Consider the following 26,248-nt stretch of genomic DNA (forward strand, 5'->3'; position numbering starts at 1 on the left):
ACTAAGCTCACAGTCGCATACACATCTGGTTTATCGCATCACGCAAAGGAGCCTGCATGGGCGGTCGTATTTGCACCTGTATTTTCGGACTTGGCCTACTGACGCTGTTAAGCGGTTGCGGTGAGGAAAAGGCCGAGCCCAAACAGCATTCACGGGTCTTTGTCCAAACCGTGCAACCGGCGGATTTCGCCGCAGCGGTCACCCTCACCGGGGACATCCAGGCCCGTGTGCAGACCGACCTGTCGTTCCGCGTCGGCGGCAAGATCATCCAGCGCATGGTCGACGTGGGTGACCGCGTCAGCGCCAAGCAGGTGCTGGCCAAGCTCGATCCCAAGGATTTGCAGACCAACGTTGATTCCGCCCAGGCCCAGGTCGTGGCCGAGCAGGCGCGGGTCAAGCAGACGGCCGCCGCCTTTGTGCGCCAGGAAAAGCTGCTGCCCAAGGGCTACACCAGCCGCAGCGAATACGACGCCGCCCAGGCCGCGCTGCGCAGCAGCCAAAGCGCCCTGGCCGCCGCGCAAGCCCAATTGGCCAACGCCCGCGAACAACTGGGCTACACCGCGTTGATCGCTGAGGCACCGGGCGTGATCACTGCGCGTCAGGCCGAAGTCGGCCAAGTGGTGCAGGCCACCGTGCCGATCTTCAGCCTGGCCCGCGACGGCGAACGCGATGCGGTGTTCAACGTGTATGAATCGCTGCTGATGGAGCCGCCGCCGGATGCGCCGATCACTGTCAGCCTGTTGGAAAACCCCAGCATCAAGGCCCAAGGCAAAGTCCGCGAAGTCACCCCGGCCGTGGCCGCCAACACCGGCACCGTTCAGGTGAAGATTGCCCTGGAGGCGCTGCCCAAGGGCATGCAACTCGGCTCGGTGGTCAGCGCCACCGCCAGTGGCCCGGCCAGGCCCAGCATCGAGTTGCCCTGGTCAGCCCTGACCAAAGACCTCAACGAACCGGCTGTTTGGTTGGTCGACGGCGACGGCAAGGCGCAGTTGCACAAGGTCAGCGTGGCGCGGTATCTCACCGGCAAAGTCATCATCGGCGACGGCCTCAAGGGCGGCGAAAAAGTCGTGGTAGCCGGTGGGCAACTGCTGCACCCCGGCATGCTCGTCGAGATCGCCCAGCAAGGAGCCCAGCCATGAAGCACCTGACGGCCGTACTCGCCGCCAGCCTGTTGCTGGCGGCGTGCTCCAAGCAGGAACCCGCGCCCGAGCCCGTGCGCCCGGTGTTGTCCATGGAAGTGAAAGCCGAAGACCAGGAAACCCTCGGCCGCTTCGCCGGCACTATCCAGGCCCGCTATGAAAGCAACCTGGGGTTCCGTGTGCCCGGCCGTATCGCCCGGCGTGCCGTGGATGTCGGCGCAGAGGTGGAGAAGGGCGCCTTGCTCGCCGTCCTCGACCCCACCGACCAGCAAAACCAACTGCGCGCCGCCCAAGGCGACCTGGCGCGCGTGCAGGCGCAATACATCAATGCCCAGGCCAACGCGCGGCGCCAGCAGGAACTGTTCAACCGTGGCGTCGGCGCCCAGGCCCAACTGGACATCGCCCAGACCGACCTGAAAACCACCCAGGCCTCCCTCGATCAAGCCCAGGCCGCCGTCAACCAGGCCAAGGACCAGCTCAACTACGCCGAGTTGCGCACCGACCACGGTGGCATCGTCACCGCGTGGAGCGCCGAGGCCGGCCAGGTGGTCAGCGCCGGCCAGCAAGTGGTGACCCTGGCGCGCCCGGACATCAAGGAAGCGGTGATCGACCTGCCCGCAGGCCTCGCCGAACGGCTGCCCCATGACGTGGTGTTCCTGGTTGCCGGGCAACTGGACCCGAGCGTCAACACCACCGCCATCGTGCGCGAGATCGAACCCCAGGCCCAAAGCGCCACCCGCACCCGTCGCGCGCGCCTGAGCCTGGCCGAGACGCCGCCCGCGTTCCGCCTCGGCACAGCAATCAGCGTGACCTTGAGCAGCGCCATCGCGCCGCGTATCGAACTGCCCCTGAGCGCCTTGCAGCAGGTCGACGGCAAGAGCCGCATCTGGCTGCTCGACACCCAGAACCAGACCGTACAGCCGCGTGAGGTCAGCGTCATCAGCCGTGACGCCAGCAGCGCCGTGCTCAGCGGTGGCGTACAGCCCGGTGAACGTATCGTCACCGCCGGCGTGAACAGCCTGAAACCCGGGCAGAAAGTCAAAATCGACGAGGACAGCCCGCGATGAAAGGCAGCTTCAACTTATCCGACTGGGCGCTCAAGCATCAGTCCTTCGTCTGGTACCTGATGTTCGTCGCGCTGCTGATGGGCGTGTTCTCCTACATGAACCTGGGCCGCGAGGAAGACCCTTCCTTCACCATCAAAACCATGGTGATCCAGACCCGCTGGCCGGGCGCGACCCAGGAAGAAACCCTCAAGCAGGTCACCGACCGCATCGAGAAAAAACTCGAGGAACTCGACTCCCTCGACTACGTGAAAAGCTACACGCGGCCGGGCGAGTCCACGGTGTTCGTCTTCTTGAAGGACACCACCAGCGCCAAGGCCATCCCGGAAATCTGGTACCAGGTGCGCAAGAAGATCGACGACATTCGCGGCACCTTTCCCCAGGGTTTGCAGGGGCCGTCGTTCAACGACGAGTTCGGTGATGTGTTCGGCTCGGTCTACGCGTTTACCGGCGACGGCCTGTCGATGCGCCAGTTGCGCGACTACGTCGAGCAGGTGCGCGCCGAGATCCGTTCGGTGCCGGGGCTGGGCAAGGTCGAGATGATCGGCCAGCAGGACGAAGTGATTTACCTGAACTTCTCCACGCGCAAACTCGCCGCGCTGGGCATCGATCAGCGCCAAGTGGTGCAGAGCCTGCAATCGCAGAACGCGGTGACGCCCGCCGGGGTGATCGAGGCCGGGCCGGAGCGGATTTCCGTGCGCACTTCGGGGCAGTTCGCCTCGGAGAAGGACCTGGCCGACGTCAATCTGCGGCTCAACGATCGTTTTTACCGGCTGGCGGATATCGCCGAGATCAGCCGTGGCTACGTCGACCCGGCGCGGCCGCTGTTCCGGTTCAACGGCCAACCGGCAATCGGCCTGGCCATCGCCATGCAGAAGGGCGGCAATATCCAGGCGTTTGGCGCGGCCCTGCACGGGCGCATGGATGAGCTGACCGCCGACCTGCCGGTGGGCGTCGGCGTGCACAAGGTGTCTGACCAGGCCGAAGTGGTGGAGGAGGCTGTCGGCGGCTTCACCAGCGCGTTGTTCGAAGCCGTGATCATCGTGCTGGTGGTGAGTTTTATCAGCCTCGGCCTGCGCGCCGGGCTGGTGGTGGCGTGCTCGATTCCATTGGTGCTGGCGCTGGTGTTCGTGTTCATGGAATACAGCGGCATCACCATGCAGCGTGTGTCGTTGGGCGCGTTGATCATCGCCCTCGGCCTGTTGGTGGACGACGCGATGATCACCGTGGAGATGATGATCACGCGCCTGGAAAAAGGCGAAACCAAGGAACAGGCGGCGACTTACGCCTACACGTCGACGGCGTTTCCGATGCTCACCGGCACCTTGGTGACGGTCGCCGGTTTTGTGCCGATTGGCCTCAATGCCAGTTCGGCGGGCGAGTACACCTTCACCCTGTTCGCGGTGATTGCCGTGGCGATGCTGGTGTCCTGGGTGGTGGCGGTGCTGTTTGCGCCGGTGATTGGCGTGCATATCCTCAGCGCCAAAGTGAAACCCCACGATGCCGAGCCGGGGCGGATTGGCCGCGCGTTCAACGGCGGCATGCTGTGGGCCATGCGCAACCGTTGGTGGGCTATCGGCATCACCGTGGCGTTGTTCGTGGCGTCGGTGTTTTCCATGCAGTTTGTGCAGAACCAGTTCTTTCCATCGTCGGACCGCCCGGAGATCCTGGTTGACCTCAACCTGCCGCAAAACGCCTCGATCAATGAGACCCGCCGCGCCGTGGACCGTCTTGAGGCGATCATCAAGGACGACCCGGACATTGCCCGCTGGAGCACCTATATCGGCCAGGGCGCGATCCGTTTCTACCTGCCGCTGGACCAGCAACTGGAGAACCCGTACTACGCGCAGTTGGTGATCGTGAGCAAAGGCCTGGAAGAGCGCGGCGCCCTGATCGCGCGTCTGCAAAAGCGCCTGCGCGACGACTTCGTCGGTATCGGCAGCTTTGTGCAACCGCTGGAAATGGGCCCGCCGGTGGGGCGGCCGATTCAGTATCGGGTGTCGGGCAAAGACACTGACCAGGTGCGCAAACACGCGATCGAGCTGGCGACCTTACTGGACAAAAATACGCACCTGGGCGAGATCATTTACGACTGGAACGAGCCAGGCAAAGTGCTGCGGGTGGACATCGCCCAGGACAAGGCGCGGCAGTTGGGGTTTTCTTCGGAAGACGTCGCGCAACTGATGAACAGCGTGGTCAGTGGCGCGTCCGTGACCCAGGTGCACGACGACATCTACCTGATCAATGTGGTCGGCCGCGCCGAAGACGCCGAGCGCGGTACGCCGGAAACCTTGCAGAACCTGCAGATCGTCACGCCCAACGGCACCTCTATCCCGCTTTTGGCGTTCGCCACCGTGCGCTATGAGCTGGAGCAACCGCTGGTGTGGCGCCGCGACCGCAAGCCGACCATCACCATCAAGGCCTCGGTGCGCGATGAGATGCAGCCCACCGACTTGGTCAAACAGCTGGCGCCAACCATCGAAAAATTCAGCGCCGGTTTGCCGGTGGGCTACAAGGTCGCCACCGGCGGCACCGTGGAAGAAAGCGGCAAGGCCCAAGGCCCGATTGCCAGCGTGGTGCCGTTGATGTTGTTCCTGATGGCGACGTTCCTGATGATCCAGTTGCACAGCGTGCAGAAGATGTTCCTGGTGGCGAGCGTCGCGCCGCTGGGGCTGATCGGCGTGGTGCTGGCGCTGATCCCCACGGGCACGCCGATGGGGTTTGTGGCGATCCTCGGCATCCTCGCGCTGATCGGCATCATCATCCGCAACTCGGTGATCCTGGTGACGCAGATCGATGAATATGAGCAGGCGGGTTTTACCCCGTGGGATGCGGTGGTGGAGGCCACCGAACATCGACGTCGACCGATCCTGCTGACGGCGGCGGCGGCGAGCCTGGGCATGATCCCCATCGCCCGCGAAGTGTTCTGGGGGCCGATGGCCTACGCGATGATTGGCGGGATCATCATTGCCACGTTGTTGACCCTGTTGTTCCTGCCGGCGCTGTATGTGGCCTGGTACAAGATCCGCGAGCCGAAACAGGAGCAACAGGCCGAATAAGGTCAAAAAATGTGGGAGCGGGCTTGCCCGCGAAAGCGGTCTGTCAGTTAGAAGTGTGCTGACTGATCCACCGCCTTCGCGGGCAAGCCCGCTCCCACATTTGGGTCTGCGCATGCCTTTTGGCTTGTGGGAAACCTCCTGAAATATTGACTGCGGTCGTTTGAGGCTGTGCAGTGTTCTACCCTCTCGACCTTCACCTCAAACGGTCGAAGAAAATGAACTGGCATCGTCACCTTTTGCTGCTCTGTACATTCCTCATCTCCCCGCTGGCCCTTGCCAGCACCGTCCTCGAAAACCCGCTATGGCGTATCGAACTCGACCCCGCGACCCTCGCCATCCGTGCCACGCCCAACGGCCAGGCGCCGGTACAGGCCTCTAGCGGCGTTGCCACACGCGCGGTCAGCGATCTCGCGCAGAGCGCCCAGCAAGCCAGTTGGCAGTGGGGAGCCTTTCGCGTCACGGCCAGCCTTGCGCAACGCGACCTGATGCTTGCCATCACCGCACGCGAACCGGGTGAATTAACGATCCTTCAACAACCCGCCAGCGCCCTCGGCAAGGGCCTGATCTGGCCGTTGGCCGAAGGGCATTACGTGCCCGCCGACAATGCCGTCTGGAGAGCCTTTCTGGTGGAACAGGGCGACCTCAACACCACCCAGGACCTCAGCCTGCCCTTGTGGGGCATGGACCACGGTGCCTTCACCTTGAACTGGCTATTGACCAATCCTTACAACAACCGCCTGAGCTGGAAAGACGCGCTGGCGTTGTCGGTGGCCCACGAATTCACCGCGCTGGACCCCACCGCGCCGATGACCTTGGTGTTGCACCTGGGCGATGCCGATCCGCTGGCCGGCGCCAAGCGTTATCGCCAATGGCGGGTGGAGCAGGGCCGTTACGAGCCGCTGGCGGACAAGCTGCGGCAAACCCCCGAGGCCGAGAAGCTGCTGGGCGCCAGTCACGTCTACCTGTGGGGCAATGACCTGCTGGCGCCGGAGGATGTGCGCGACTGGCCGCTGCTGATCCAGCGGCTGCGCGGGCACGAACTCAAGGGGTTGCTGGACAAGGAAGCCGCGCAGATTCTCGCGCAAACCCGTGTGTTGAACCGCTATGAACAGACCGTGCTGTTGCGCGGCCTCAACGCCGCCATCAACACCAAAGCCCGCCAGAGTTGGCAGGTGGATGAACCGGATATGACCCGCCTCGCCTCGCGTTATGGCGAGCTGCGCAATGAGCTGGCGGTGGCGTTTGCCGGGGCGTTGAGCGAGCGTCCTGAACGCTGGGGCAGCCAGACGGTTCAAGCGCTGCGCGATGCGGGTCTTACGCGCTTGTTGCTGACCCTGGGCGACGGTTGGGAAGGCGGCCTCTGGCACCCGGAAGCGATCCGCGCCGGGGTCGATGCCGGGTTTCTGATGGCGCCGTACGACTCCTATGAAACCGCGTTGTCCGCCAGCGAAAACCTGGACTGGACCACCGCCCACCTGGGCCGCCAGGCCTACCGCGACTGCGCGATCGTGTTGAAGAACGGCAAGCTCAAGGCCGGCTTCCAGCAATCCGGCCACTACACCGACCCGCGCTGCGTGCGCCCCCTGCTCGAAGCACGGGCGCAAGCCGTGCGGGCCAAGGCCGGTTTCAACGCCTGGTTCCTTGATGCCTACGCCACCGGCATGGTTTTCGACAGCTATCGCAACGGCGCGCCCATGACCCAGGCGCAAAATGCCGCTGGCAACATCGACGCTTCACACTGGCTGAACACCACGCTCAAGTTGCCCACAGGTTCCGAAGACGGCAATGCGATCACGGCCCAGGGCATCCTGTTTGCCCATGGCATGCAAACGCCGGTGATTGGCTGGGGTGATCAAGCGATGACCCAGGACAAGCAGTCGCCCTATTACGTCGGCAATTGGTTCCCGCCGGAGCAACCGACGGTGTTCTTCAAGCCGGTGCCGCTCAAGGAACCGTTTCGCACCGTGCATTTCGAGCCGGGCATGCGCTTGCCGCTGTATCAGGCGGTGTTCCATGGCTCGGTGATCACCACGCACCACTGGCTGTTCGACAGCCTGAAACTGAGCAATGTGCAGGCGGCGAACGAGCTGACGCAACTGCTCTACAACGTGCCGCCGCTGTATCACCTGAGTGCGTCGACGGTTGAGCAGCGGCTGCCGCTGATCCAGCGCCAGGACCGGTTTTTCCGGCCGCTGCACCAGCGCTTGGCGACCCAGGCGATGACCGGGTTCCGCTGGCTGACGGACGATCGGCAGGTGCAGGAGACCACCTTTGCGGATGGCACGCGGTTGGTGGCGAATTTTGCGGCGGTCCCGAGAGAGGGTTATGCCGCGAGCAGTGTTACGGCGTTAGTGGTGGGTGATAAACCGGTGGTGTATCAGGTCGATTAGCGGTGTCTTCGAGAGCTTCGCGGGCAAGCCCGCTCCCACATTTGACCGAGTTCCAATGTGGGAGCGGGCTTGCCCGCGAAGGCGCCAGACCAGATACCCCTAAAGCCTGCGCCACACACTGGCCAACCAGGGTTGCTGCTCTCGGGGCAGCCCCGCCGGCCGGTAGTAATGTTCCAATTCCACAAACCCGGCCTCAGCCAGCAATGCCTGCCACGCCTCAAGATCGTGATAAGACCCATACCGTGGCCCATTCCAACCTTCCTGGTTATCCCCGCGCGGGTTGGAGCTGAACAACACGCCCCCAGGCTTCAACGCCCCATGCAGCTGCTTGAGCACACGCGGCAGTTCCTGCTTGGGAATATGGAACAGCACCGCATTGGCGAAAATTCCGTCAAAGCGTCCGGCCGGCAGCGCCAGCTTGAGAAAGTCCTGCTGCAACACCTCGCAGCCACTGTCCTGGCGCGCCATCTGCGCGAACCGCTCGGAGCCATCCAGGCCCACGGCGATATGCCCCATGCGCGTAAAAGTCTGCAAGTCGCGCCCCGGCCCGCAGCCGAAATCCAGCACGGTAAACGGCGGCGTACCCTGGATATGCCGCAGCAGCGCATCGATGTTCTGGCTCACATCGTGGTCGCGGGTGCCTTCGCGGAAGTCCTCGGCCACCTTGTTGTAGTGGCCGAGGGTGGTGGAGGTGATCTGGTCGAGGTCGTCGGGCTTGAGCGTCATGGCGGGTAATACCGGGCACTGGAATGCCCCGACTATACCTCACCGCTTGTTGAGCACCCGCGCCAACCGATCGCCACCCAGCTGAATGAACGCCACCAGCACCACCAGCAACACAATCACCGTGAGCATGATCTGCGTGTCAAAGCGCTGGTAGCCGTAGCGGTAGGCAATGTCACCCAAGCCTCCCGCGCCAATTGCACCGGCCATGGCCGACGAATTGATCATCGTCACCAAGGTAATGGTGAAGCCGCCGACAATCCCCGGCAGCGCTTCCGGCAACAGCACGTGCCAGATGATGTGCCAGCGGCGGCAGCCCATGGCCTGTGCGGCTTCGATCAAGCCGTGATCGACCTCACGCAGGCTCACCTCGGCAATCCGCGCAAAAAACGGCGTGGCGGCGATGGTCAGCGGTACGACCGCCGCCCACACGCCGTAAGTGGTGCCGACGATCAGCCGGGTGAATGGGATCAGCGCCACCATCAGGATCAGGAACGGAATCGAGCGGAACAGATTGACGAACGCCCCCAACACACGGTTCAGCGCCGGCGCCTGGTAGATGCCGCCCTTGTCGCTGGTGACCAGGAACACCGCCAGCGGAATCCCCACCAGCAGCGCGATCAACGACGACACACCGACCATCAGCAAGGTGTCGATGGCACCCTGCAACAAACGATCAAACCACATAGCCCAGCACCTCCACCTGTTGCGCCCAGTTCGCGGCGCGGTTGCGCAATTCGTCGGCGCTGTGGGGCGCGCCATTCACCGCCAGCAACAATTGCCCGAGCGCGTGGCCCTGGATGCGCTCCACGCCGCCTTGCAGCAAGCGCACGCGCCCGCCGAGGGCAGCGAACAGTGCCGCCAGGTCCGGCTCGTCGGTGTCGCTGCCGGTGAATTGCAAACGCAGCACCACGGCCGCCGCGGCCGACGCCGGCGTGGCCTGCAGCCGCTCTTGCAGCTCTGGCGGCAGCCCGTGTTGCAGCGGCGCCAGCAGCGTCTTGCTGACCTCATGCTGCGGGTCGCCGAACACCTGCCACACCGGGCCTTGCTCGACGATATGCCCGTGTTCCAGCACCACCACGCGGTCGCAGATCTCGCGGATCACCGCCATCTCGTGGGTGATCAATACGATGGTCAGGCCCAGGCGCTGATTGATCTCGCGCAGCAGGCCGAGGATCGACTGGGTGGTCTCCGGGTCGAGGGCCGAAGTGGCTTCGTCGCACAGCAGGATCTCGGGGTCGTGCACCAGCGAACGGGCGATGCCCACCCGCTGTTTCTGCCCGCCGGAGAGCTGCGCCGGGTAAGCCTTGTGTTTGTCCTGCAAACCCACCAACTCCAGCAGCTCGCGCACCTTCTGTTCGCGTTGGGGCTTGGGCACACCGGCGACTTTGAGCGGCAATTCGACGTTCTGCCACACGGTTTTGGCCGACATCAAATTGAAGTGCTGGAAGATCATGCCGATGCGCCGACGCAGCGCCACCAGGCGATCTTCGTCGAAGTCGCCGATGTCCACTTGATCGATCAGCACCCGCCCGCTGCTGGGTTGCTCCAGGCGGTTGATGGTGCGGATCAGCGAGGACTTGCCCGCGCCGCTGCGGCCGATGATGCCGAACACTTCCCCGCGCTGGATCGCCAGGTCGATACCCTGTAAGGCATGCACCTTGCCGTCATAGCTCTTGCCCAGGTTGATGAAGCGCACATGGGCACGGTTCAGCGCCGGGTGCAGTTCGGTCTGCTCGGCGTCCCTGGGCGGTGTGCCCAGGTCGCGCAGTCGAGAGTGGGCGGCGGTCATTTCTTGGCTTCCCAACCGACCTGGTAGAGCTTGCCCAGGGATTTATCCAACGCGGCGCGCACCACCGGCGAGTGCTGGTAGATGTCGACGAACTTGATCACCCGTGGGTCGCTCGTACCCTTGGGCTGGGTGACGAACTGGATCACGTATTCCGGGTGGTCGAGGCCGTCGAACAGCAGCGCCGACTCGGCATCGAAGGTCTTGGACAGGCGGATGTACGCCGGGTAGCCCTGCACCAGGTCGGCATCGTCATACGCGCGCACCAGTTGCACCGCCTCGACTTGCAGGATCTTGAGCTTTTTCGGGTTGCTGACGATGTCTTCTTCGGTGGCCTTGTAGCCCACGCCCGGCTTGAGGGTGATCAAGCCCGCCTTGGCCAGCAATTGCAGGCCGCGGCCGCTGTTGATCGGGTCGTTGGCGATGGCCACGCTGGCGCCCTGGGGCAGGTCGTTGATGCTTTTGAATTGCTTCGAGTACAGGCCGACGTTGTTGATGATCCCCGGCGCGTACGGCACCAGGTCAAAACCGGCGGCGGCCTTGGCGTTTTCCAGGAACGGGATGTGCTGGAAGTAGTTCACGTCGATGTCACCGGCGGCGAGGCTGACGTTGGGCGCGATCCAGTCGGTGAACTCCACCAGCTCGACTTTCAGGCCTTGCTTGCCGGCTTCGGCGACGGCGGCTTCCAGCGGGATGGCGAAGGCGGCGGTGGTGCCGACTTTCAGCGGTGCGTCGCTGGCGAAGACCGCCGAGCTGAACAGACCGAGGGCCAGGGCCAGTGCTTTGACTGGGTGGGAGAGCAGTGTTTTTTTCATAGTGATTGTCCAGTCATAAGGTATTGGTACAAACAATGGAGATCCAAATGTGGGAGCGGGCTTGCTCGCGAATGCGCTGTGTCAGCTGGCGAATGTGCCGACTGACACACCGCATTCGCGAGCAAGCCCGCTCCCACAGGGGTTAGTGTCGGTAGGTCGATCCGGTGTGCTGTTGGGGAAGTCTGGCGCTGGCGTTGAAGACTTTTTCGCGCAGCGTGCCGGTCTCATATGCAGTCTTGTACGACCCCCGCTTCTGCAACTCCGGCACCACCAGATCAATGAAGTCCACATAGCTTTCCGGCGTGACAATCCGCGTCAGGTTGAAGCCATCCAGCCCGGTCTCGCTGATCCACGCTTCCAGCTCATCCGCCACCTGTTCGGGCGAGCCGACCAGGGTGATATAGCGTCCGCCCAACGCGTGCTGCTCGAGCAATTTGCGCCGGGTCCAGTCGTTGTTCTGCAGGTTCTTGGTGGCCGACTGGATCGCGTTGCTCTTCACGTACTGGATCGGTTCGTCCAGTGCGTATTGGGAGAAATCAATCGCGGTGGACGCCGAAAAATGCGCCACACCGGCTTCTGCGCTGGCGTAGCCGAGGTACTCGGCGTGCTTCTGCCAGGCAAGTTCCTCGGTGGCGCCGACGATCACGTTGAGGCCCATGAACACCTTGATGTCGTCCGGGTTGCGCCCGGCTTCCACGGCGCTGGCGCGGACCTTGTCCACCTGGACCTTGGTCGACGCCTTGTTCTGCCCGCTGATGAACACACACTCGGCATGGCGCCCGGCGAACAGCAAGCCACGTTCCGAACTGCCGGCCTGGAACAGCACTGGCGTGCGTTGCGGCGACGGCTCGCACAGGTGATAACCGTCCACCTGATAGAACTCGCCGTGGTGCTCGACCTTGTGCACCTTGCCCGGCTGGGCATACACCCGTGTCTGCGGATCGTTGAGCACGGCGTCGTCTTCCCAGCTGCCTTCCCAGAGTTTGTAGAGCACTTCCAGGTATTCGTCGGCCTGGTCGTAGCGGCGGTCATGCTCGACCTGCTCGGTGAGGCCCATGGCCTTGGCGGCGCTGTCGAGGTAGCCGGTGACGATGTTCCAACCCACGCGGCCACGGCTCAGGTGATCCAGCGTGGACATACGCCGGGCGAACAGATACGGCGGCTCGTAGGTGAGGTTGGCGGTGAGGCCGAAGCCCAGGTGTTTCGTCACGGCCGCCATTGCCGAGACCAACAGCAAGGGGTCATTCACCGGCAATTGGATCGACTCTTTGAGCGGCACGTCGATGGAGTGTTGATACACGTCATACACGCCGACGATGTCGGCAATGAACAAACCGTCGAACAACCCGCGTTCGAGGATTTGCGCCAACTCGGTCCAGTACTCGAGGGTCTTGTACTGGGTCGAGGTGTCCCGTGGGTGCGTCCACATGCCGTGGTTGATATGCCCGATGCAGTTCATGTTGAAGGCATTGAGGAGGATTTTTTTCTTGGCCATTTAGATGGTCCCCCGCAGTGGCGGGTTTGCATCGTTGAGGTAGTAATTGCCCACCGCGTGGTACTTCCAGCGCACCGGGTCGTGCAGGGTGTGCACGCGGGCGTTGCGCCAGTGGCGGTCGAGGCCGTGCTCGGCCAGGGTCGCCTGGCTGCCGGCCAGTTCGAACAGGGTGCTGCCGGCGGCCAGGGAAATCTCGGTGCTCAAGGCGCGCACTTCGGCGACGGCAATCGAGGCGGCCGCCACGGTCTGGGCGTTGCTCTCGGCCTGGGCGCGGTCGAGGTATTCGCCTGCGCGTTCCAGCAGGGCTTCGCTGGCGTGCAGGCGGATGCTCAGGTGGCCGAAGCTTTTCAGGGTCAAGGGGTCTTCGCTGGCTTTGTCGTTGCCGGCATCGATCCACGGGCGGGTCTTGGTGCGCACGAAGTGCAGCGCATCCTCGAATGCGGCGCGGGCGATGCCGGTGTCGATGGCAGCGTGCAGGATCTGCGCCAGCGGGCCGACCGTGGTCGGGCGTTCGAACGCGCTCTGGAACGGGATCACGTCGGCGGCGGCGACCCACACGTTGTCGAACACCACCGAACCGCTGCCGGTGGTGCGTTGGCCGAAGCCGCTCCAGTCGTCGATCACCGTCAGGCCCTCGCTGTCACGCGGGACAAAGGCCAGTTGCTGCACGCCGTGTTCATCCACCACCGAAGTGGGGATGCGCTGGGCGTAGATCGCGCCGGTGGAATAGAACTTGCGGCCGCTGATGCGAAAACCGTCGCCGTCGCGGGTGAGCGCGGTGACGCGGTCGTGGGCGGTCTTGGTGCCCAGTTCGGCCAGGGCATTGCCGAAGCGCTGGCCGGCCAAGACTTCGGCATACAGGCGTTGTTGCTGCGCCGGGCTGCCGTTCACGCGCAGCACTTCCAGGGCGTAGAAATGGTTTTGCGGGATCTGGCCGAGGGAGGCGTCCGCCTGGGCGATCAGCGCGATGACCTTGGCCAGGGTGACGTTGGACACGCCGGCACCGCCGTATTCTTTCGGCACGCTGATGCCCCACAGGCCGGAGCGTGAGAACACGTCCAGTTCGGGCAGGGGCAGGCGGCGTTCGCGGTCGCGCTGGGCGCTGTCGCGACGGAAGTCTTCAGCCAGGTCGCTGGCGACCACGAGTGCTTGTTCATCGCTGGTAATGACCGCGACGTTTGCAGAGAAAGTCATAGTTGCTCCAGAGGTCTGGTCGGTCAGATCCAGGAATGCCGAGCCGGCAAGGTGCCGTTCAATCGGTAGGCGCCCACCGCGTGATACTTCCAGCGCACCGGGTCGTGCAGGGTATGCACGCGGGCGTTGCGCCAGTGACGGTCGAGGTTGAATTCGGCGAGGGTCGCGCGGCTGCCGGCCAGTTCGAAGAGTTTCTCGCTGACCAGCAGCGACACTTCGGTGGTCAGCACTTTCGCTTCGGCCACGGCAATCGAGGCACGGGCGGCGGATTGCGCGGTGATCGGCGCGGCACTGACCTGGTCGAGTACCTGGCCGGCCTTGCGCAGCAGGGCCTCGGCGGCATGCAGTTCGATCTTCAGCCTGCCGATGTCGGCGATCACATACAGGTCGTCGCTGGCGCGTTCGACCTTGGCATCGATCCACGGGCGCGAACGTTCGCGCACGAAGGCGATGGTGTCGTCGAGGGCGCCGCGGGCGATGCCGGCGTCGATGGCAGCCTGGATCAGTTGCGACACGGCGCCCTGGATATTCGGGGTGTCGCCGATGCGCCAGTTGTCGACCACCAGCTCGGCGTCCACCGGCACGTGATCGAGCAGCACCGTGCCGCTGGCGGTGGTGCGTTGGCCGAAGCCCGACCAATCGTCCACGATGCGCAGCCCCTCGGTGCCGCGGCGTACAAAGGCCATGACCTGCTTGCCGTCATCGTTGAGCGCCTTGATCGCCACCCAGTGAGCGAACAGTGCGCCAGTGGAATAGAACTTCTGGCCGCTGATCACATAGCCGTCGCCCTTGGCGGTGATGCGCGCCTTGAGTTCCAGGGTGTTCTTGGTGCCGCGTTCCGGGCCGCCATTGCCGATGCGCCAACCGTCGAGGACGCTCTGGAACAGCTGCTTTTTCTGGCGCTCGGTGGCCGCGCCCTGCAACAGGTGCAGGATGCCGAAATGGTTCTGCGGGATCTGGCCGAGGGCGGGATCGGCCGCGCTGATGATCGCGAACACCTCGGCCAGGGTCACGAATGACACCTGCGGGCCGCCGTATTCGCGGGGAATGGAAATACTGCCCAGGCCACTGCGGGTGAACTGTTCGAGCTGTGCCCACGGCAGCTTGCGTTGCTGATCGCGCGTGGCGGCTTGCAGGCGTGCCGCCTGGGCCAACTCGTGGGCGGCGTTGAGTGCCTCTGCATCGTTGCGCAGCACGGCGGCCGGCAACAGCAGGGGGGCGACGTCCAGATCACTCTGGGGGGGTGTTAGAGCCAAGTTAGACATCAGCGCCGCTCCTTGGCTGCACGCAATGCCCTGGCGTTATGCACCGGGGTAATTCTGACCATACCGACCTCGCATTCAATGAAATGAAAACAGAAAAATCAAAGATGTCCGGTGGTCCGGTGCATATACCCTAAGCGTGTTAAATATTTAAATAAACGCGCTTTTTGGAATAAGCATAGAAGGTCTGTCACCCCGGTTCGCAGGGCGAGCCGAGGGGCCGTGGTTGATAGATCGACGCCGTGCCGGCCGGGCGGGCTGGCGCCCCGGCGGCGATGCGCAAAGTGCGTGTTGGCGCCCAGCGCGAATTGTTGCCCACGCGATCGAGAATGCAGTAGGTGATGTCCAGGCGGCTGTCGTCGCCGGCTTCGACAATCACGGCCGAAGGCACCCACACGTGCAGGGGCTGGCCGACGTCCCTGGTCTGGAGCTTGGGCAGGTCCAGGCGTACATCGCCCCAGCGCAGGGTGATGGCGTCGCCGCGGGTCATGTTCAGGTACGGCTCGATGGTCAGGGGAACACCGCGCCGCACCTGGCTGGGGTTGATGCCGTAGCGGCGAATGGTGTCGGGCAGGCCCACGGGGGCGAGGTTGAGGTTTTCGTCGCTGTACAGCGGCGAGGGCAGGCCGCCGGGGTAGTTGGTCTTGACCCGCACCCGCGTCACCGCCGAGCGCGCCGGTGCGTGGCCGACTTGCATGACTTGGTAATGCACCTGGGCCGGGCCATCGAGCACGAAACTTTCCGGCACCCGCAAGTGGGTTGGCGTGCCGATCTTGCACGTGGTCACGCGCCGTGAGGCGGCAAAGCAGTTGTTCCAGAACAGCTCGATCAGGTCGCCTTCTTCCATGCCGGGGTAGGGCGCAATGTCGACCTGCAAATGTGCGGCGGCCAGGGCATTGATGCCGTTTCCCAGGGCCTGGGGCAGTGTTGGCGCGGTGAGCAGGGTGTGCGTCATAAGTCATCTCCTTGATGCAGCCAGCAGCAATCGTTCCGGCCCTTTGCACACAGGTGTGCAGGGGGCTGAAAAGCACGGTGCAGTGAATAGCCGGGATAGGATCCAATCCTCAGGGAGCTAGATAAGAGGGTTGGCCAAGGAGCGTCAATGGCGGCAAAAGGCTAAACGGCGGGCAGGGAGATATTCAGAAGGGTCTGACTGGCGGGGGGATTTTAAGAGGCACACGTGCGAGGACTTTTTGTAGGCCTCGCAGTGGGTAGTGAGCGGGCTTGCCCCGCGCTGGAGTGCGCAGCGCTCCCAAAAATCCTGGGGCCGCTTCGCAGCCCAGCGGGAGCAAGCTCCCTCGCCACAGAAGATGAGTGTCGGGGTGTCAGTGGGCGAGGAATTTGCTCAGGAACTGTTTGGTGCGTTCTTCCTTGGGGTTGGCGAACAGGGCCTTGGCTTCGCCTTGCTCGACGATCACGCCCTTGTCGAAGAAGATCACCCGGTTGGCCACGTCCCGCGCAAAGCTCATCTCGTGGGTGACGATGACCATGGTGCGGTTCTCTTCGGCCAGGCTGCGGATGGTCGCCAGCACTTCGCCCACCAGTTCCGGGTCGAGGGCGGAAGTGGGTTCGTCGAACAGAATCACCTCCGGTTCCATGGCCAGAGCCCGGGCAATTGCCACGCGCTGCTGCTGGCCGCCGGACAGGCGCCGCGGGTAGGCGTCTTCCTTGCCCGCCAGGCCGACCCGTTCCAGCAGCTTGCGCCCCAGGGCAACCGCCGCGTCGCGAGGCATCTTCTTGACCACGGTAGGGCCTTCGATGACGTTTTCCAACGCGGTGCGGTGGGGGAACAGGTTGAAGTTCTGGAACACGAAACCCACGTGCTGGCGCAAGCGCCGCACCAGGCCTTGTTGCTGGTTGATGGACTTGCTGCTGTCGATCTCGATGTCACCCACCTTGATGCGACCGCTGGTGGGTTGTTCGAGGAGATTCAGGCAGCGCAGGAAGGTGGTCTTGCCGGAACCGCTGGGGCCGATGATGGCGATGACTTCGCCTTCCTTGACCTCGAGGTCGATGCCGTTGAGTACCACCTGGCCCTTGAATTGTTTGGTCAGTTTTTCAACCACGATCATGGGTCAAGACTCCAGGTCATGCCGGTTGACCCGGTCTTCCAGACGATTTTGCAAATGCGCCAGGATGCTCGCCAGGATCCAGTAGATCAGGGCGGCGGACAGGTACATGGTGAAGATTTCAAAGGTGCGTGCCGACACCAGTTGTGCCTGGCGGAACAGTTCGGGCACCTGGATGGTGGCGGCCAGCGCGGTGTCCTTGACCAGTGAAATAAAGCTGTTGCCCAGCGGCGGCAAGGCCGTGCGCATGGCCTGCGGCAGGATGGCCCGGCGCAGGGTCTGCGCGCGGGTCATGCCGATACTGGCCGCGGCTTCCCACTGGCCGCGCTCGATGGAGCTGATGGCGGCGCGCAGGATTTCACAGGCGTAGGCGGCCATGTTAAGCGAAAAGCCGATCATGGCCGCCGGGATCGGATCCAGCTCGATGCCCACTTGCGGCAAGCCGTAGTAGATCAAAAACAGCTGCACCAGCAAGGGCGTGCCGCGAAAGAACGACACGTAGACTCGGGCGGTCCAGCTCAATAGCTTGAAGCGCGACAGGCGCATCAAGGCCAGGCCGAAGCCCAGCAGCAAACCGAAGAACATCCCGCCGAGGCTGAGAATCACCGTGTAGTACGCGCCCTTGAGCAGAAAGGGCGCGGAGTCCAGCGCGAGTTGGAAACCTGCTTCCATTATTGAGTGACGTCAGCGGCGAAGTACTTCTCGGACAGCTTCTTCAAGGTGCCATCGGCGCGCAGCTTGTCGAGGGCCTTGTTTACCGCGTCGAGCAGTTCGGGCTCGCCTTTACGCAGGGCAACCCCGGCTTCCTGGCGCGAGAAAGCAGCGCCGGCAGCGGCGGTGTCGGTGGCTTTCTTCGCATATTCGAGGGCGGCCAGGCGGTCGATCAGGATGGCGTCGGTACGGCCGATGCGCAGGTCCTGGAACTTGGTCGGGTCATCGTTATAGGTCTTGATAATGGCTTTAGGCTGATTGTCCTTGAGCCATTGCTCGTAGTTGGTGCCCAGGCCCACACCGACTTTCTTGCCGGCCAGGTCATCGGCGGTCTTGATGGTGTCGACGTTTTTCGCCAGGGTCAGCGCTTGAATGCCGGAGACGGTGTACGGCTTGGAGAAGTCATACTTCTTCTTGCGTTCTTCGGAGATGGTCACTTGGTTGACCACCGCGTCGAGGCGCTTGGATTCCAGGGCGGCGAGGATGCCGTCCCATGGCGTGGCTTGCAGTTTGACCTTGACGCCCAGCTCTTTGGCCAGGGCTTCGGACAGCTCCACTTCGAAGCCGCTGAGCTTGCCGCTTTCATCGACGAAGCTGAACGGTGGGTAGGTGCCTTCCAGGCCGATCTTGATCTCGCCAGCCTTCTTGATGTTGTCCAGCTGTTCACCCGCGACGGCTTGGCCGATCAGGCCAGCGCCGAGTGCCAGGCCCAAAGTGCCAACCAACAACGTGCGACGGAATACAGAAATAGTCATGAAATGCCCCTGTGTTTTTTGTGTTGAGCGAAGCAGGTGACGCAGTGGTCGTATCCTGCCTTAAAGCGCGTAGCGCGTCTTCGCCTGCGGCGCGATGATAAAGCGGGTTTTTAAGACTTGAAAATAATATAAATCTTGTTTGATATTCTATTGTGGAATAAGTGGCTATTCTAATGTGGGAGCGGGCTTGCTCGCGAATGCGGTGCATCAGTCAACGCATAGGCTCAATGACACACCGCTTTCGCGAGCAAGCCCGCTCCCACATTTTGATCCTTGTTCCTTCAGCTAAAGGCGGCGCCATAAGCAAACAACGCCGGCGCCCCGCCGGTGTGCAGGAAAATGATCGGGCCATCCTCAAACCGCTGGCGCCCGATCCCGTCCAACAATCCGGCCATGGCCTTGCCAGTGTAGACCGGGTCCAGCAGCAGGCCTTCCTGGCTCGCCAATAGCTTGACCGCCGAAAGGGTGCCGGCGTTCGGTTCGCCGTAGCGCGGGCCGAAGTATTCGTCCCACAGGATCACTTTGAACGCCTCGGGAATCGCCACGCCGAGCAACTCGGCGGTGCGTGCGGCCAGGCCTTCGACTTTCGGGCGCTGGGCTTCGTCGGTGCGCGAAACGGTGACGCCCACCACTGGCAAGTCCGGCAACGCTTCGCTCAGCGCCAATGCCAGGCCGCTGTGGGTGCCAGCGCTGCCGGAGGCCAGCACCACGGCGGCAAATCTGATCCCGCTGTCTTCGATCTGCGCGGCCAGTTCCAGGCCGGCGCGCACGTAACCCAGGGCGCCGAGGGCGTTGGAGCCGCCGATGGGCACCAGGTAGGGCTTCTTGCCGTTGCTGCGCAGACGGTCGGCGAGGGCGTTGAGTTGGTCGTCGGCGTTGTCGAGGTTCTCGACCAGTTCGACTTTGGCGTCGAACAGGTCCAGCAACAGACGGTTGCCGTTGCCCAGGTAGTTCGGGTCTTTGGTGTCGGTGGGGTTTTCCAGCAGCGCGACGCAGCCCAGGCCGAGCTTGGCGGCCAGCGCGGCGGTCTGGCGCACGTGGTTGGACTGGATCGCACCGGCGGTGACCAGGGTGTCGGCGCCCTGGGCGATGGCGTCGGCGGCGAGGTATTCGAGCTTGCGCAGCTTGTTGCCGCCCATGGCCAGGGGCGTGGTGTCGTCGCGCTTGACGTAGATGTCGCGGCCCAACCAGGCCGACAGCCGTTCGAGTTTTTCCAGGGCGGTGGCGCCGCCCAGCAGTTCCAGGCGGCTAAAGCGGTCGAGCTGTTGTTTGATCATGGCTGCGCACGGTTGATAAAGGATGAAGCGACTATAGGCAGGCACTTTTCATCGGGCAACCGCCAATCGCTTATATCGGACAGTTCTTAGCATCACACCATTGGTTCTTAATGACGGCCAGGGTGCATACCGTAAAGTGGTGGGCATTTCGTCAGGAGTGAAGACCGTGAGTGAGCGTTCCAGTCATTGGCAATTACAGACCATCGTCAGCCAACTGCGCGGCGCCCGGGACCAGTGGCGAACGCGCAATGGCCGTTTGAGTGGCGAGCATGGCGGGCGCGAGTTGCCGTCGCGCGAGGCGGTGGCGCAAATTCTTGAGGCGTTGTGCGGGGCGCTGTTCCCGATGCGCCTGGGCCCGGTGGATTTGCGCGAGGAAAGTGAAGATTTCTACGTCGGCCATACCCTCGACGTCGCACTCAACGCCTTGCTCGGCCAGGCGCGCCTGGAACTGCGCTACGCCGCCCGCCAAGGCGGCCAGGATGACCGCGAGGTCGATGCGCGGGCGATCCGCCTGATCCAGGATTTCGCCCTGGCCCTGCCCTCCCTGCGCAGCCTATTGGACACCGATGTCCTCGCCGCCTACCACGGCGACCCGGCGGCGCGCAGCGTAGATGAAGTGCTGCTGTGCTACCCCGGCATCCTGGCGGTGATTCACCATCGCCTGGCCCACCATCTGTACCGCGCCGGGCTGCCGTTGCTGGCGCGGATCAGCGCAGAAATCGCGCACTCGGCCACCGGCATCGACATCCATCCCGGCGCGCAGATCGGCCCGAGTTTCTTCATCGACCACGGGACCGGCGTGGTGATCGGCGAGACCGCGATCATCGGCGAGCGCGTGCGCATCTACCAGGCTGTGACCCTGGGGGCCAAACGCTTCCCGGCGGATGAAGACGGGCAGTTGCAGAAAGGCCACCCACGCCACCCGATTGTCGAGGATGACGTGGTGATCTACGCCGGCGCGACGATCCTGGGGCGCATCACCATCGGCCAGGGCTCGACCATCGGCGGTAATGTGTGGCTGACGCGCAGCGTGCCGGCGGGGGCGAACATTACCCAGGCGAACCTGCAGCACGATGACGGTGCGCAGAAATAGCGCACCTGCACACATCCCCTGGGGGAGCGGGCTTGTGTGGGAGCGGGCTTGCTCGCGAAAGCGGTGGATCAGTCAGCACATGTATTGGCTGACTCTCCGTATTCGCGAGCAAGCCCGCTCCCACAGTTTTGTGCACATTTCACACCCAAATTGCTGAACGATTTGCCATCCCCGTTCGTCATAGCCTTCCCTGAGCTAGTGTAGGAATGACCTACCACTCAGCCCTGCGATTAGTCCCGGAGCACCTATCCATGTTTAACTTGAACACTCGTTCAAGTTAAATCCGGTGGTTCGCTGCCCGCTCACAACAGGAGGCTTACCTTTGCTGAGTCCGTTTTATACAGCCACATCCCCCACCCTCGGGGTGCATCGCTCATGAGTGCATCGTCCACCCCATCCAGCGGCCTGGTGCGCATGAATGCGCCGGTCTTCTACTTTGCCGCCACGTTCATTCTGCTGTTCGGCCTGATTGTCATCGCCATCCCGCAACAGGCCGGTGCCTGGTTGCTGGCCGCGCAAAACTGGGCGGCCAATACGGTTGGCTGGTACTACATGCTGGCGATGACCCTGTATCTGGTCTTCGTGGTGGTCACCGCGTTATCGGGCTACGGCAAGATAAAACTCGGTGCCGACCACGACGAGCCCGAGTTCAGTTATCTGTCCTGGGCCGGCATGCTGTTCGCTGCCGGGATCAGCATCACGCTGTTTTTCTTCTGCGTGTCCGAGCCGCTGACCCACTTGGTGCAGCCACCCCAAGGCGCGCCAATGAACGCCGATGCCGCGCGCCAGGCCATGCAGATCCTGTTTCTGCACTGGGGCCTGCATGGCTGGGGCGTGTTCGCCTTTGTCGGCATGGCCCTGGCATATTTCGCCTATCGGCATAACCTGCCGCTGGCGTTGCGTTCGGCGCTGTACCCGCTGATCGGCAAGCGCATCAACGGCCCCATCGGTTATGCGGTGGATGGCTTCGGCATCATCGCCACGGTGTTTGGCCTGGGCGCGGACATGGGCTTCGGGGTGCTGCACCTCAACTCGGGCCTGGACTACTTGTTTGGCATCGCCCACACCCAGTGGATCCAGGTCGGCCTGATCACCTTGATGATGGGCGCCGCGATCATTGTCGCGGTGGCGGGGGTCGACAAGGGTGTGCGGGTGATGTCCGACATCAACATGCTGCTGGCCTGTGCGCTGCTGCTGTTCGTGTTGTTTGCCGGGCCTACCCAGCATTTGCTCAACACCCTGATCCAGAACCTCGGCGACTACCTGGGCGCATTGCCGACCAAGAGTTTCGACGTGTACGCCTATGACAAGCCGAGCGACTGGCTGGGCGGTTGGACAGTGTTCTACTGGGCCTGGTGGATCGCGTGGTCGCCGTTCGTAGGGCTGTTTATCGCGCGGATTTCCCGTGGCCGCACTATCCGCGAATTCGTGTTTGGCGTGCTGCTGATCCCGCTGGGTTTCACCCTGGCGTGGATGTCGATCTTCGGCAACAGCGCCATCGACCAGGTGCTCAACCACGGCATGGCGGCGCTCGGTCAGTCGGCCGTCGACAACCCGTCGATGAGCCTCTACCTGCTGCTGGAAACCTACCCGTGGAGCAAGGTGGTGATCGCGGTCACGGTGTTTATCAGCTTTGTGTTCTTCGTTACCTCGGCCGACTCCGGCACGGTGGTGCTGTCGACCCTGTCGTCCAAGGGCGGCAACGCCGATGAAGACGGGCCTAAGTGGCTGCGGGTGTTCTGGGGTGTGATGACCGGGTTGGTCACCAGTGCGCTGCTGTTTGCCGGCAGCATCGACTCGCTGAAGTCAGCCGTGGTGCTGACCTCGCTGCCGTTCTCGTTGATCCTGCTGCTGATGATGTGGGGCCTGCACAAGGCGTTCTACCTCGAATCGCAAAAGCAGATTGCGCAGTTGCATTCCCTGGCGCCGGTGTCGGCGTCGCGCAGAGGCCGTGGCGGTTGGCGTCAGCGTTTAAGCCAGGCCGTGCACTTCCCGTCGCGGGATGAGGTGTACCGCTTCCTTGAATCGACGGTGCGACCGGCGATTGAAGAAGTGACGGCGGTGTTTGTCGAGAAGGGCCTGAATGTGACGACTCAGCCCGACCCGTCCAACGACAGTGTCAGCCTGGAAATCGGGCATGGCGAGGAGCATCCGTTCATCTACCAGGTGCAGATGCGCGGCTACTTCACGCCGTCGTTTGCCCGTGGCGGCATGGGTTCCAAAGAGCTCAACAACCGCCGCTACTACCGGGCGGAAGTGCATTTGGCCGAGGGCAGCCAGGACTACGATCTGGTCGGCTACACCAAGGAGCAGATCATCAACGACATCCTTGACCAGTACGAGCGGCACTTGCAGTTCCTGCACTTGGTGCGTTGATAGCTGGCTTGTGAAGCCTGCTTTATGTGGGAGCGGGCTTGCTCGCGAAAGCGGTGTATCTGTCGATGCCTGTGTGACTGATATACCGCCTTCGCGAGCAAGCCCGCTCCCACACAAGCCCGCTCCCACAAAAAAACCTCGCAAAGCCCTGATCTACAGGGCTTTCATGAATTTAATTTCATCCGTAACGCCCCGGTTTTGACGCGCAACTGTCATCTGTCCACTGCGTAATTGTGTGAAGCGTTTGACGCTTTCATTTCAGAACAGTGACGGAGACCGGTAACAATGAAGAGGTTATTGAGCCCCATGGTGGGAGCCGCCATGGCGAGCTTTATGCTGTCCGCCCATGCCGATTTTATCGATGACAGCCACGCCGACGTGACCCTGCTCAATCGCTATCTCAACCAGCAGGGGCGCGATGTGGTGAACAGCAACGCCAAGGCCCACAGCATCCGCGATTGGGGGCAGGGGTTCGAGTTCAACTTCAAGTCGGGCTACACCGACGGGCCGGTGGGTTTTGGCCTCGATCTGCAGGCGTTCTACGGGTTGAAGCTGGACTCCGGCGGTGACCTCAACGACAAGGACCACCAGAGCCGCTACCCCGGCAGCATGTTCCCGTTGGACAACGGCAAGTCCGCCGACCAGTTCGGCGTACTCAGCCCGACGTTCAAGATGCGCCTAGCCAAGGATGAGCTGCGCATCGGCACGCTGTACGGCAACAACCCGGTGCTGGCCAACACCGATGGCCGCCTGTACCAGCAGACCAATACCGGGGTGCAGTGGGTGTCCAAGGATCTCAGCGATTTCACCTTCACCGGCGGCGATATTTTCAAGACCAAGATCCGCAACGAAACCGGCGACCAGGGCATGATCACCGCCGGCGGCACCAAGGAAAGCGAGCGCTTCCTGTTCGGCGGCGCCGATTACACCGGCATCCGGAATACGACGGTCAGCCTGTGGTATTCGAACCTTGAGGATTACTACCAGCAGTTTTTCGTGGGCGCCAAGCGCCATGATGCGTTGTCGGTGGGTGCGCTCGATACCGATGTGCGTGTGTTCCGCAGCCTCGGTGTGGGCGGCAATGCCGATGGCGACAAGGACTATGCAGCCAGTGGTGTCTACGGCGATGGCGTGAACAAAGGCCGTATCAACCAGACCACCGCCAGCCTGCTTGAAAGCTACAGCCTGGACGGTCATACCGTCGGCCTGGGCATCCAGAAAAACAGCGGTGAAAGCGACTTCCCTTACCTCGACTCCGGCCTCAACAGCGGTGATGCCCGCCAAGGTCCCGGCTCAGGTGCGGACACGCCGGCGCTGACCAACCTGCAGTTGAACAAATTCCAGCATGCCGGTGAGCGCACCTGGCTGGCCCAGTACAAATACGATCTGGGCAAGCTCGGCCTCACCGGCGTGACCTTTTCTGCCGCCTATGCCCACGGCGATGACATCCGCACGGCACAGGGCACCACCAGCGAATGGGAGCGTGACGTTGCCGTGGCGTATCAAGTGCCTACAGGCACCCTCAAGGGCCTCGGTGTGACCTGGAAAAATGCCCACGCCAGCCCGGATATTTCCGGTGCCACCGTGCAGGATGAAAACCGCTTTTATGTCAGCTATGTCGTTCCACTCTGGTAGGAAATTGCTGTAAAACGAAAGGGCAGACTTAAGCGATTCAGCTGGTTAAAAGGCCTGGGAATAAGGTTATTCCCAGGCCTTATTTGCCCTAAGCCCAGAGAGGATTCGATGACGTACATTGCTGCCGAAAACCGCTATGAATCTATCCCGTATCGCCGCGTAGGCCGCAGTGGATTGGTGCTGCCTGCACTGTCCCTGGGGCTGTGGCACAACTTTGGCGACAGCACCCCGATCGACACTCAGCGCGCCCTGTTGCGCACCGCGTTCGACCTGGGGATCAACCACTTCGACCTGGCCAACAACTACGGCCCGCCGTATGGCAGCGCCGAGATCAACTTCGGCCGTTTGCTGCGCGAAGACTTCAAGCATTACCGCGACGAACTGATCATCTCCAGCAAGGCCGGTTGGGACATGTGGCCAGGCCCATACGGCCAGGGCGGCGGTTCGCGCAAATACATCCTGGCGAGCCTGGACCAGAGCCTGCAACGCCTGGGCGTCGACTACGTGGACATCTTCTACTCCCACCGTTTTGACGCCGACACCCCGCTGGAAGAAACCGCCAGCGCCCTTGCCACTGCCGTGCAACAAGGCAAGGCGTTATACATCGGCATCTCTTCGTATTCCGGGGTGAAAACCCGCGAGATCGCTGCCTTGCTCAAAGAATGGAAAGTGCCGCTGTTGATTCACCAACCGGCCTACAACCTGCTCAACCGCTGGGTAGAAAAAGACCTGCTGGACACCACCGAAGAGCTCGGCGCCGGGGTGATCGCATTCACGCCGCTGGCCCAGGGCCTGCTGACCGACAAATACCTCAACGGCGTACCGGCGGATGCACGGGTGAATCGTCCGGGCGGTGGTTCGTTGCAGGCCAAGCACTTGTCCGAAGCCAACATCGCCCACGTGCGTGCGTTGAATGAGATCGCCAAGGGTCGTGGCCAGAGCCTGGCGCAACTGGCGCTGGCGTGGACCCTGCGTGATCCACGGGTGACCAGCGCGCTGATCGGCGCGAGCCGGCCAGAGCAGATCATCGAGAACGTCGGCGCGTTGAAAAACTTGAGCTTCAGTGCTGAGGAGTTGGCAGAGATCGACCGGTTTGCCCAGGAAGGCGGGATCAACCTGTGGGAAAAACCATCCACCGCTGAATAAGCGGCCGGCAGTACGCGGTCAATGTGGGAGCAGGCAAGCCAGCTCCCACATTGGTTTTACAGCGTTGTGAAGAACGCGGTTACAACCCGATCCGTGTGGGAGCGGGCTTGCCCGCGAAGGCGGTGGATCAGTTGATGAAAGTGCTGGCTGACACGCCGCTATCGCAGGCAAGCCAGCTGCCACATTGGTTTTACAGCGTTGTGAAGAACGCGGTTACAACCCGATCCGTGTGGGAGCGGGCTTGCCCGCGAAGGCG

20 protein-coding genes are annotated in these 26,248 nt (G+C 62.7%); 8 read left to right on the forward strand and 12 right to left on the reverse strand.

Going from position 1 to position 26,248, the window contains the following annotated elements; all coding sequences use genetic code 11:
* Positions 1–56: 56 nt before the first annotated feature.
* The 4 genes from OPU96_RS15925 (at position 57) to OPU96_RS15940 (ending at position 7,652) form a co-directional block, all read left to right on the forward strand.
* Positions 57–1,139, forward strand: a complete 1,083-nt coding sequence (locus OPU96_RS15925) for an efflux RND transporter periplasmic adaptor subunit (RefSeq protein WP_192298494.1) — start codon at positions 57–59, stop codon at positions 1,137–1,139.
* Positions 1,136–2,206: an efflux RND transporter periplasmic adaptor subunit gene (locus tag OPU96_RS15930; RefSeq protein ID WP_498559334.1), complete on the forward strand. Its 1,071-nt coding sequence runs from the start codon at positions 1,136–1,138 to the stop codon at positions 2,204–2,206. Before OPU96_RS15925 ends, OPU96_RS15930 begins: the two co-directional genes overlap by 4 nt.
* Positions 2,203–5,262, forward strand: a complete 3,060-nt coding sequence (locus OPU96_RS15935) for an efflux RND transporter permease subunit (RefSeq protein WP_192298492.1) — start codon at positions 2,203–2,205, stop codon at positions 5,260–5,262. Before OPU96_RS15930 ends, OPU96_RS15935 begins: the two co-directional genes overlap by 4 nt.
* Before the next feature lie 215 nt (positions 5,263–5,477).
* The gene (locus tag OPU96_RS15940; RefSeq protein ID WP_498559335.1) at positions 5,478–7,652 is read left to right on the forward strand and encodes a glycoside hydrolase; all 2,175 of its coding nucleotides are present in this window, start codon (positions 5,478–5,480) and stop codon (positions 7,650–7,652) included.
* A gap of 99 nt (positions 7,653–7,751) precedes the next feature.
* On the opposite strand, the gene OPU96_RS15945 is transcribed toward OPU96_RS15940, so the two are convergent.
* The 12 genes from OPU96_RS15945 to OPU96_RS16000 all read right to left on the reverse strand — a co-directional run bounded on the left by OPU96_RS15945 (position 7,752) and on the right by OPU96_RS16000 (position 19,742).
* Positions 7,752–8,378: a class I SAM-dependent methyltransferase gene (locus tag OPU96_RS15945; protein ID WP_226456700.1), complete on the reverse strand. Its 627-nt coding sequence runs from the start codon at positions 8,376–8,378 to the stop codon at positions 7,752–7,754.
* A 39-nt stretch (positions 8,379–8,417) separates the two neighbouring features.
* Positions 8,418–9,062 carry a methionine ABC transporter permease gene (locus tag OPU96_RS15950; protein ID WP_017736886.1) on the reverse strand — a complete coding sequence of 215 codons (645 nt, stop codon included), beginning with the start codon at positions 9,060–9,062 and terminating at the stop codon, positions 8,418–8,420.
* Positions 9,052–10,167: a methionine ABC transporter ATP-binding protein gene (locus OPU96_RS15955; RefSeq protein ID WP_226456701.1), complete on the reverse strand. Its 1,116-nt coding sequence runs from the start codon at positions 10,165–10,167 to the stop codon at positions 9,052–9,054. Before OPU96_RS15955 ends, OPU96_RS15950 begins: the two co-directional genes overlap by 11 nt.
* Positions 10,164–10,979 (reverse strand): MetQ/NlpA family ABC transporter substrate-binding protein, encoded by an 816-nt coding sequence (locus tag OPU96_RS15960; protein ID WP_226456702.1) that lies wholly within the window; start codon positions 10,977–10,979, stop codon positions 10,164–10,166. Before OPU96_RS15960 ends, OPU96_RS15955 begins: the two co-directional genes overlap by 4 nt.
* A gap of 142 nt (positions 10,980–11,121) precedes the next feature.
* Entirely contained in the window at positions 11,122–12,474 is a 1,353-nt protein-coding gene (locus OPU96_RS15965) for an LLM class flavin-dependent oxidoreductase (RefSeq protein ID WP_498559336.1), read from the reverse strand.
* Entirely contained in the window at positions 12,475–13,668 is a 1,194-nt protein-coding gene (locus OPU96_RS15970; protein ID WP_226456705.1) for an SfnB family sulfur acquisition oxidoreductase, read from the reverse strand. It lies immediately after the preceding gene.
* Positions 13,669–13,691: 23 nt separating this feature from the next.
* Positions 13,692–14,933 carry an SfnB family sulfur acquisition oxidoreductase gene (locus OPU96_RS15975; protein ID WP_192298485.1) on the reverse strand — a complete coding sequence of 414 codons (1,242 nt, stop codon included), beginning with the start codon at positions 14,931–14,933 and terminating at the stop codon, positions 13,692–13,694.
* Between the two features lie 187 nt (positions 14,934–15,120).
* On the reverse strand, positions 15,121–15,885 hold the full coding sequence (locus tag OPU96_RS15980) for a hypothetical protein (RefSeq protein ID WP_192298484.1): 765 nt from the start codon (positions 15,883–15,885) through the stop codon (positions 15,121–15,123).
* A 370-nt stretch (positions 15,886–16,255) separates the two neighbouring features.
* Entirely contained in the window at positions 16,256–17,002 is a 747-nt protein-coding gene (tcyN, locus tag OPU96_RS15985; RefSeq protein ID WP_226456710.1) for an L-cystine ABC transporter ATP-binding protein TcyN, read from the reverse strand.
* A 3-nt stretch (positions 17,003–17,005) separates the two neighbouring features.
* Positions 17,006–17,671 (reverse strand): cystine ABC transporter permease, encoded by a 666-nt coding sequence (gene tcyL / locus OPU96_RS15990; RefSeq protein WP_017734622.1) that lies wholly within the window; start codon positions 17,669–17,671, stop codon positions 17,006–17,008.
* Positions 17,671–18,465 (reverse strand): cystine ABC transporter substrate-binding protein, encoded by a 795-nt coding sequence (gene tcyJ / locus OPU96_RS15995; protein WP_207040967.1) that lies wholly within the window; start codon positions 18,463–18,465, stop codon positions 17,671–17,673. The genes tcyL and tcyJ overlap by 1 nt, the downstream gene beginning before the upstream one ends.
* A gap of 281 nt (positions 18,466–18,746) precedes the next feature.
* Positions 18,747–19,742 (reverse strand): D-cysteine desulfhydrase, encoded by a 996-nt coding sequence (locus OPU96_RS16000; RefSeq protein ID WP_192298481.1) that lies wholly within the window; start codon positions 19,740–19,742, stop codon positions 18,747–18,749.
* A 166-nt stretch (positions 19,743–19,908) separates the two neighbouring features.
* Here OPU96_RS16000 and epsC point away from each other — a divergent pair, with 166 nt between their 5' ends.
* From epsC to mgrA, 4 genes are all read left to right on the forward strand, one after another.
* Positions 19,909–20,835 (forward strand): serine O-acetyltransferase EpsC, encoded by a 927-nt coding sequence (epsC, locus tag OPU96_RS16005; RefSeq protein WP_192298480.1) that lies wholly within the window; start codon positions 19,909–19,911, stop codon positions 20,833–20,835.
* Positions 20,836–21,249: 414 nt separating this feature from the next.
* Positions 21,250–23,211 carry a choline transporter BetT gene (gene betT / locus OPU96_RS16010; RefSeq protein WP_192298604.1) on the forward strand — a complete coding sequence of 654 codons (1,962 nt, stop codon included), beginning with the start codon at positions 21,250–21,252 and terminating at the stop codon, positions 23,209–23,211.
* Positions 23,212–23,517: 306 nt separating this feature from the next.
* Positions 23,518–24,846, forward strand: coding sequence for an OprD family outer membrane porin (locus OPU96_RS16015; RefSeq protein ID WP_305392743.1), 1,329 nt, complete (start codon positions 23,518–23,520; stop codon positions 24,844–24,846).
* A gap of 108 nt (positions 24,847–24,954) precedes the next feature.
* Positions 24,955–25,992 carry an L-glyceraldehyde 3-phosphate reductase gene (mgrA, locus tag OPU96_RS16020; protein ID WP_192298479.1) on the forward strand — a complete coding sequence of 346 codons (1,038 nt, stop codon included), beginning with the start codon at positions 24,955–24,957 and terminating at the stop codon, positions 25,990–25,992.
* Positions 25,993–26,248: the final 256 nt, after the last annotated feature.

The organism is Pseudomonas sp. RP-B7 (assembly GCF_059803535.1).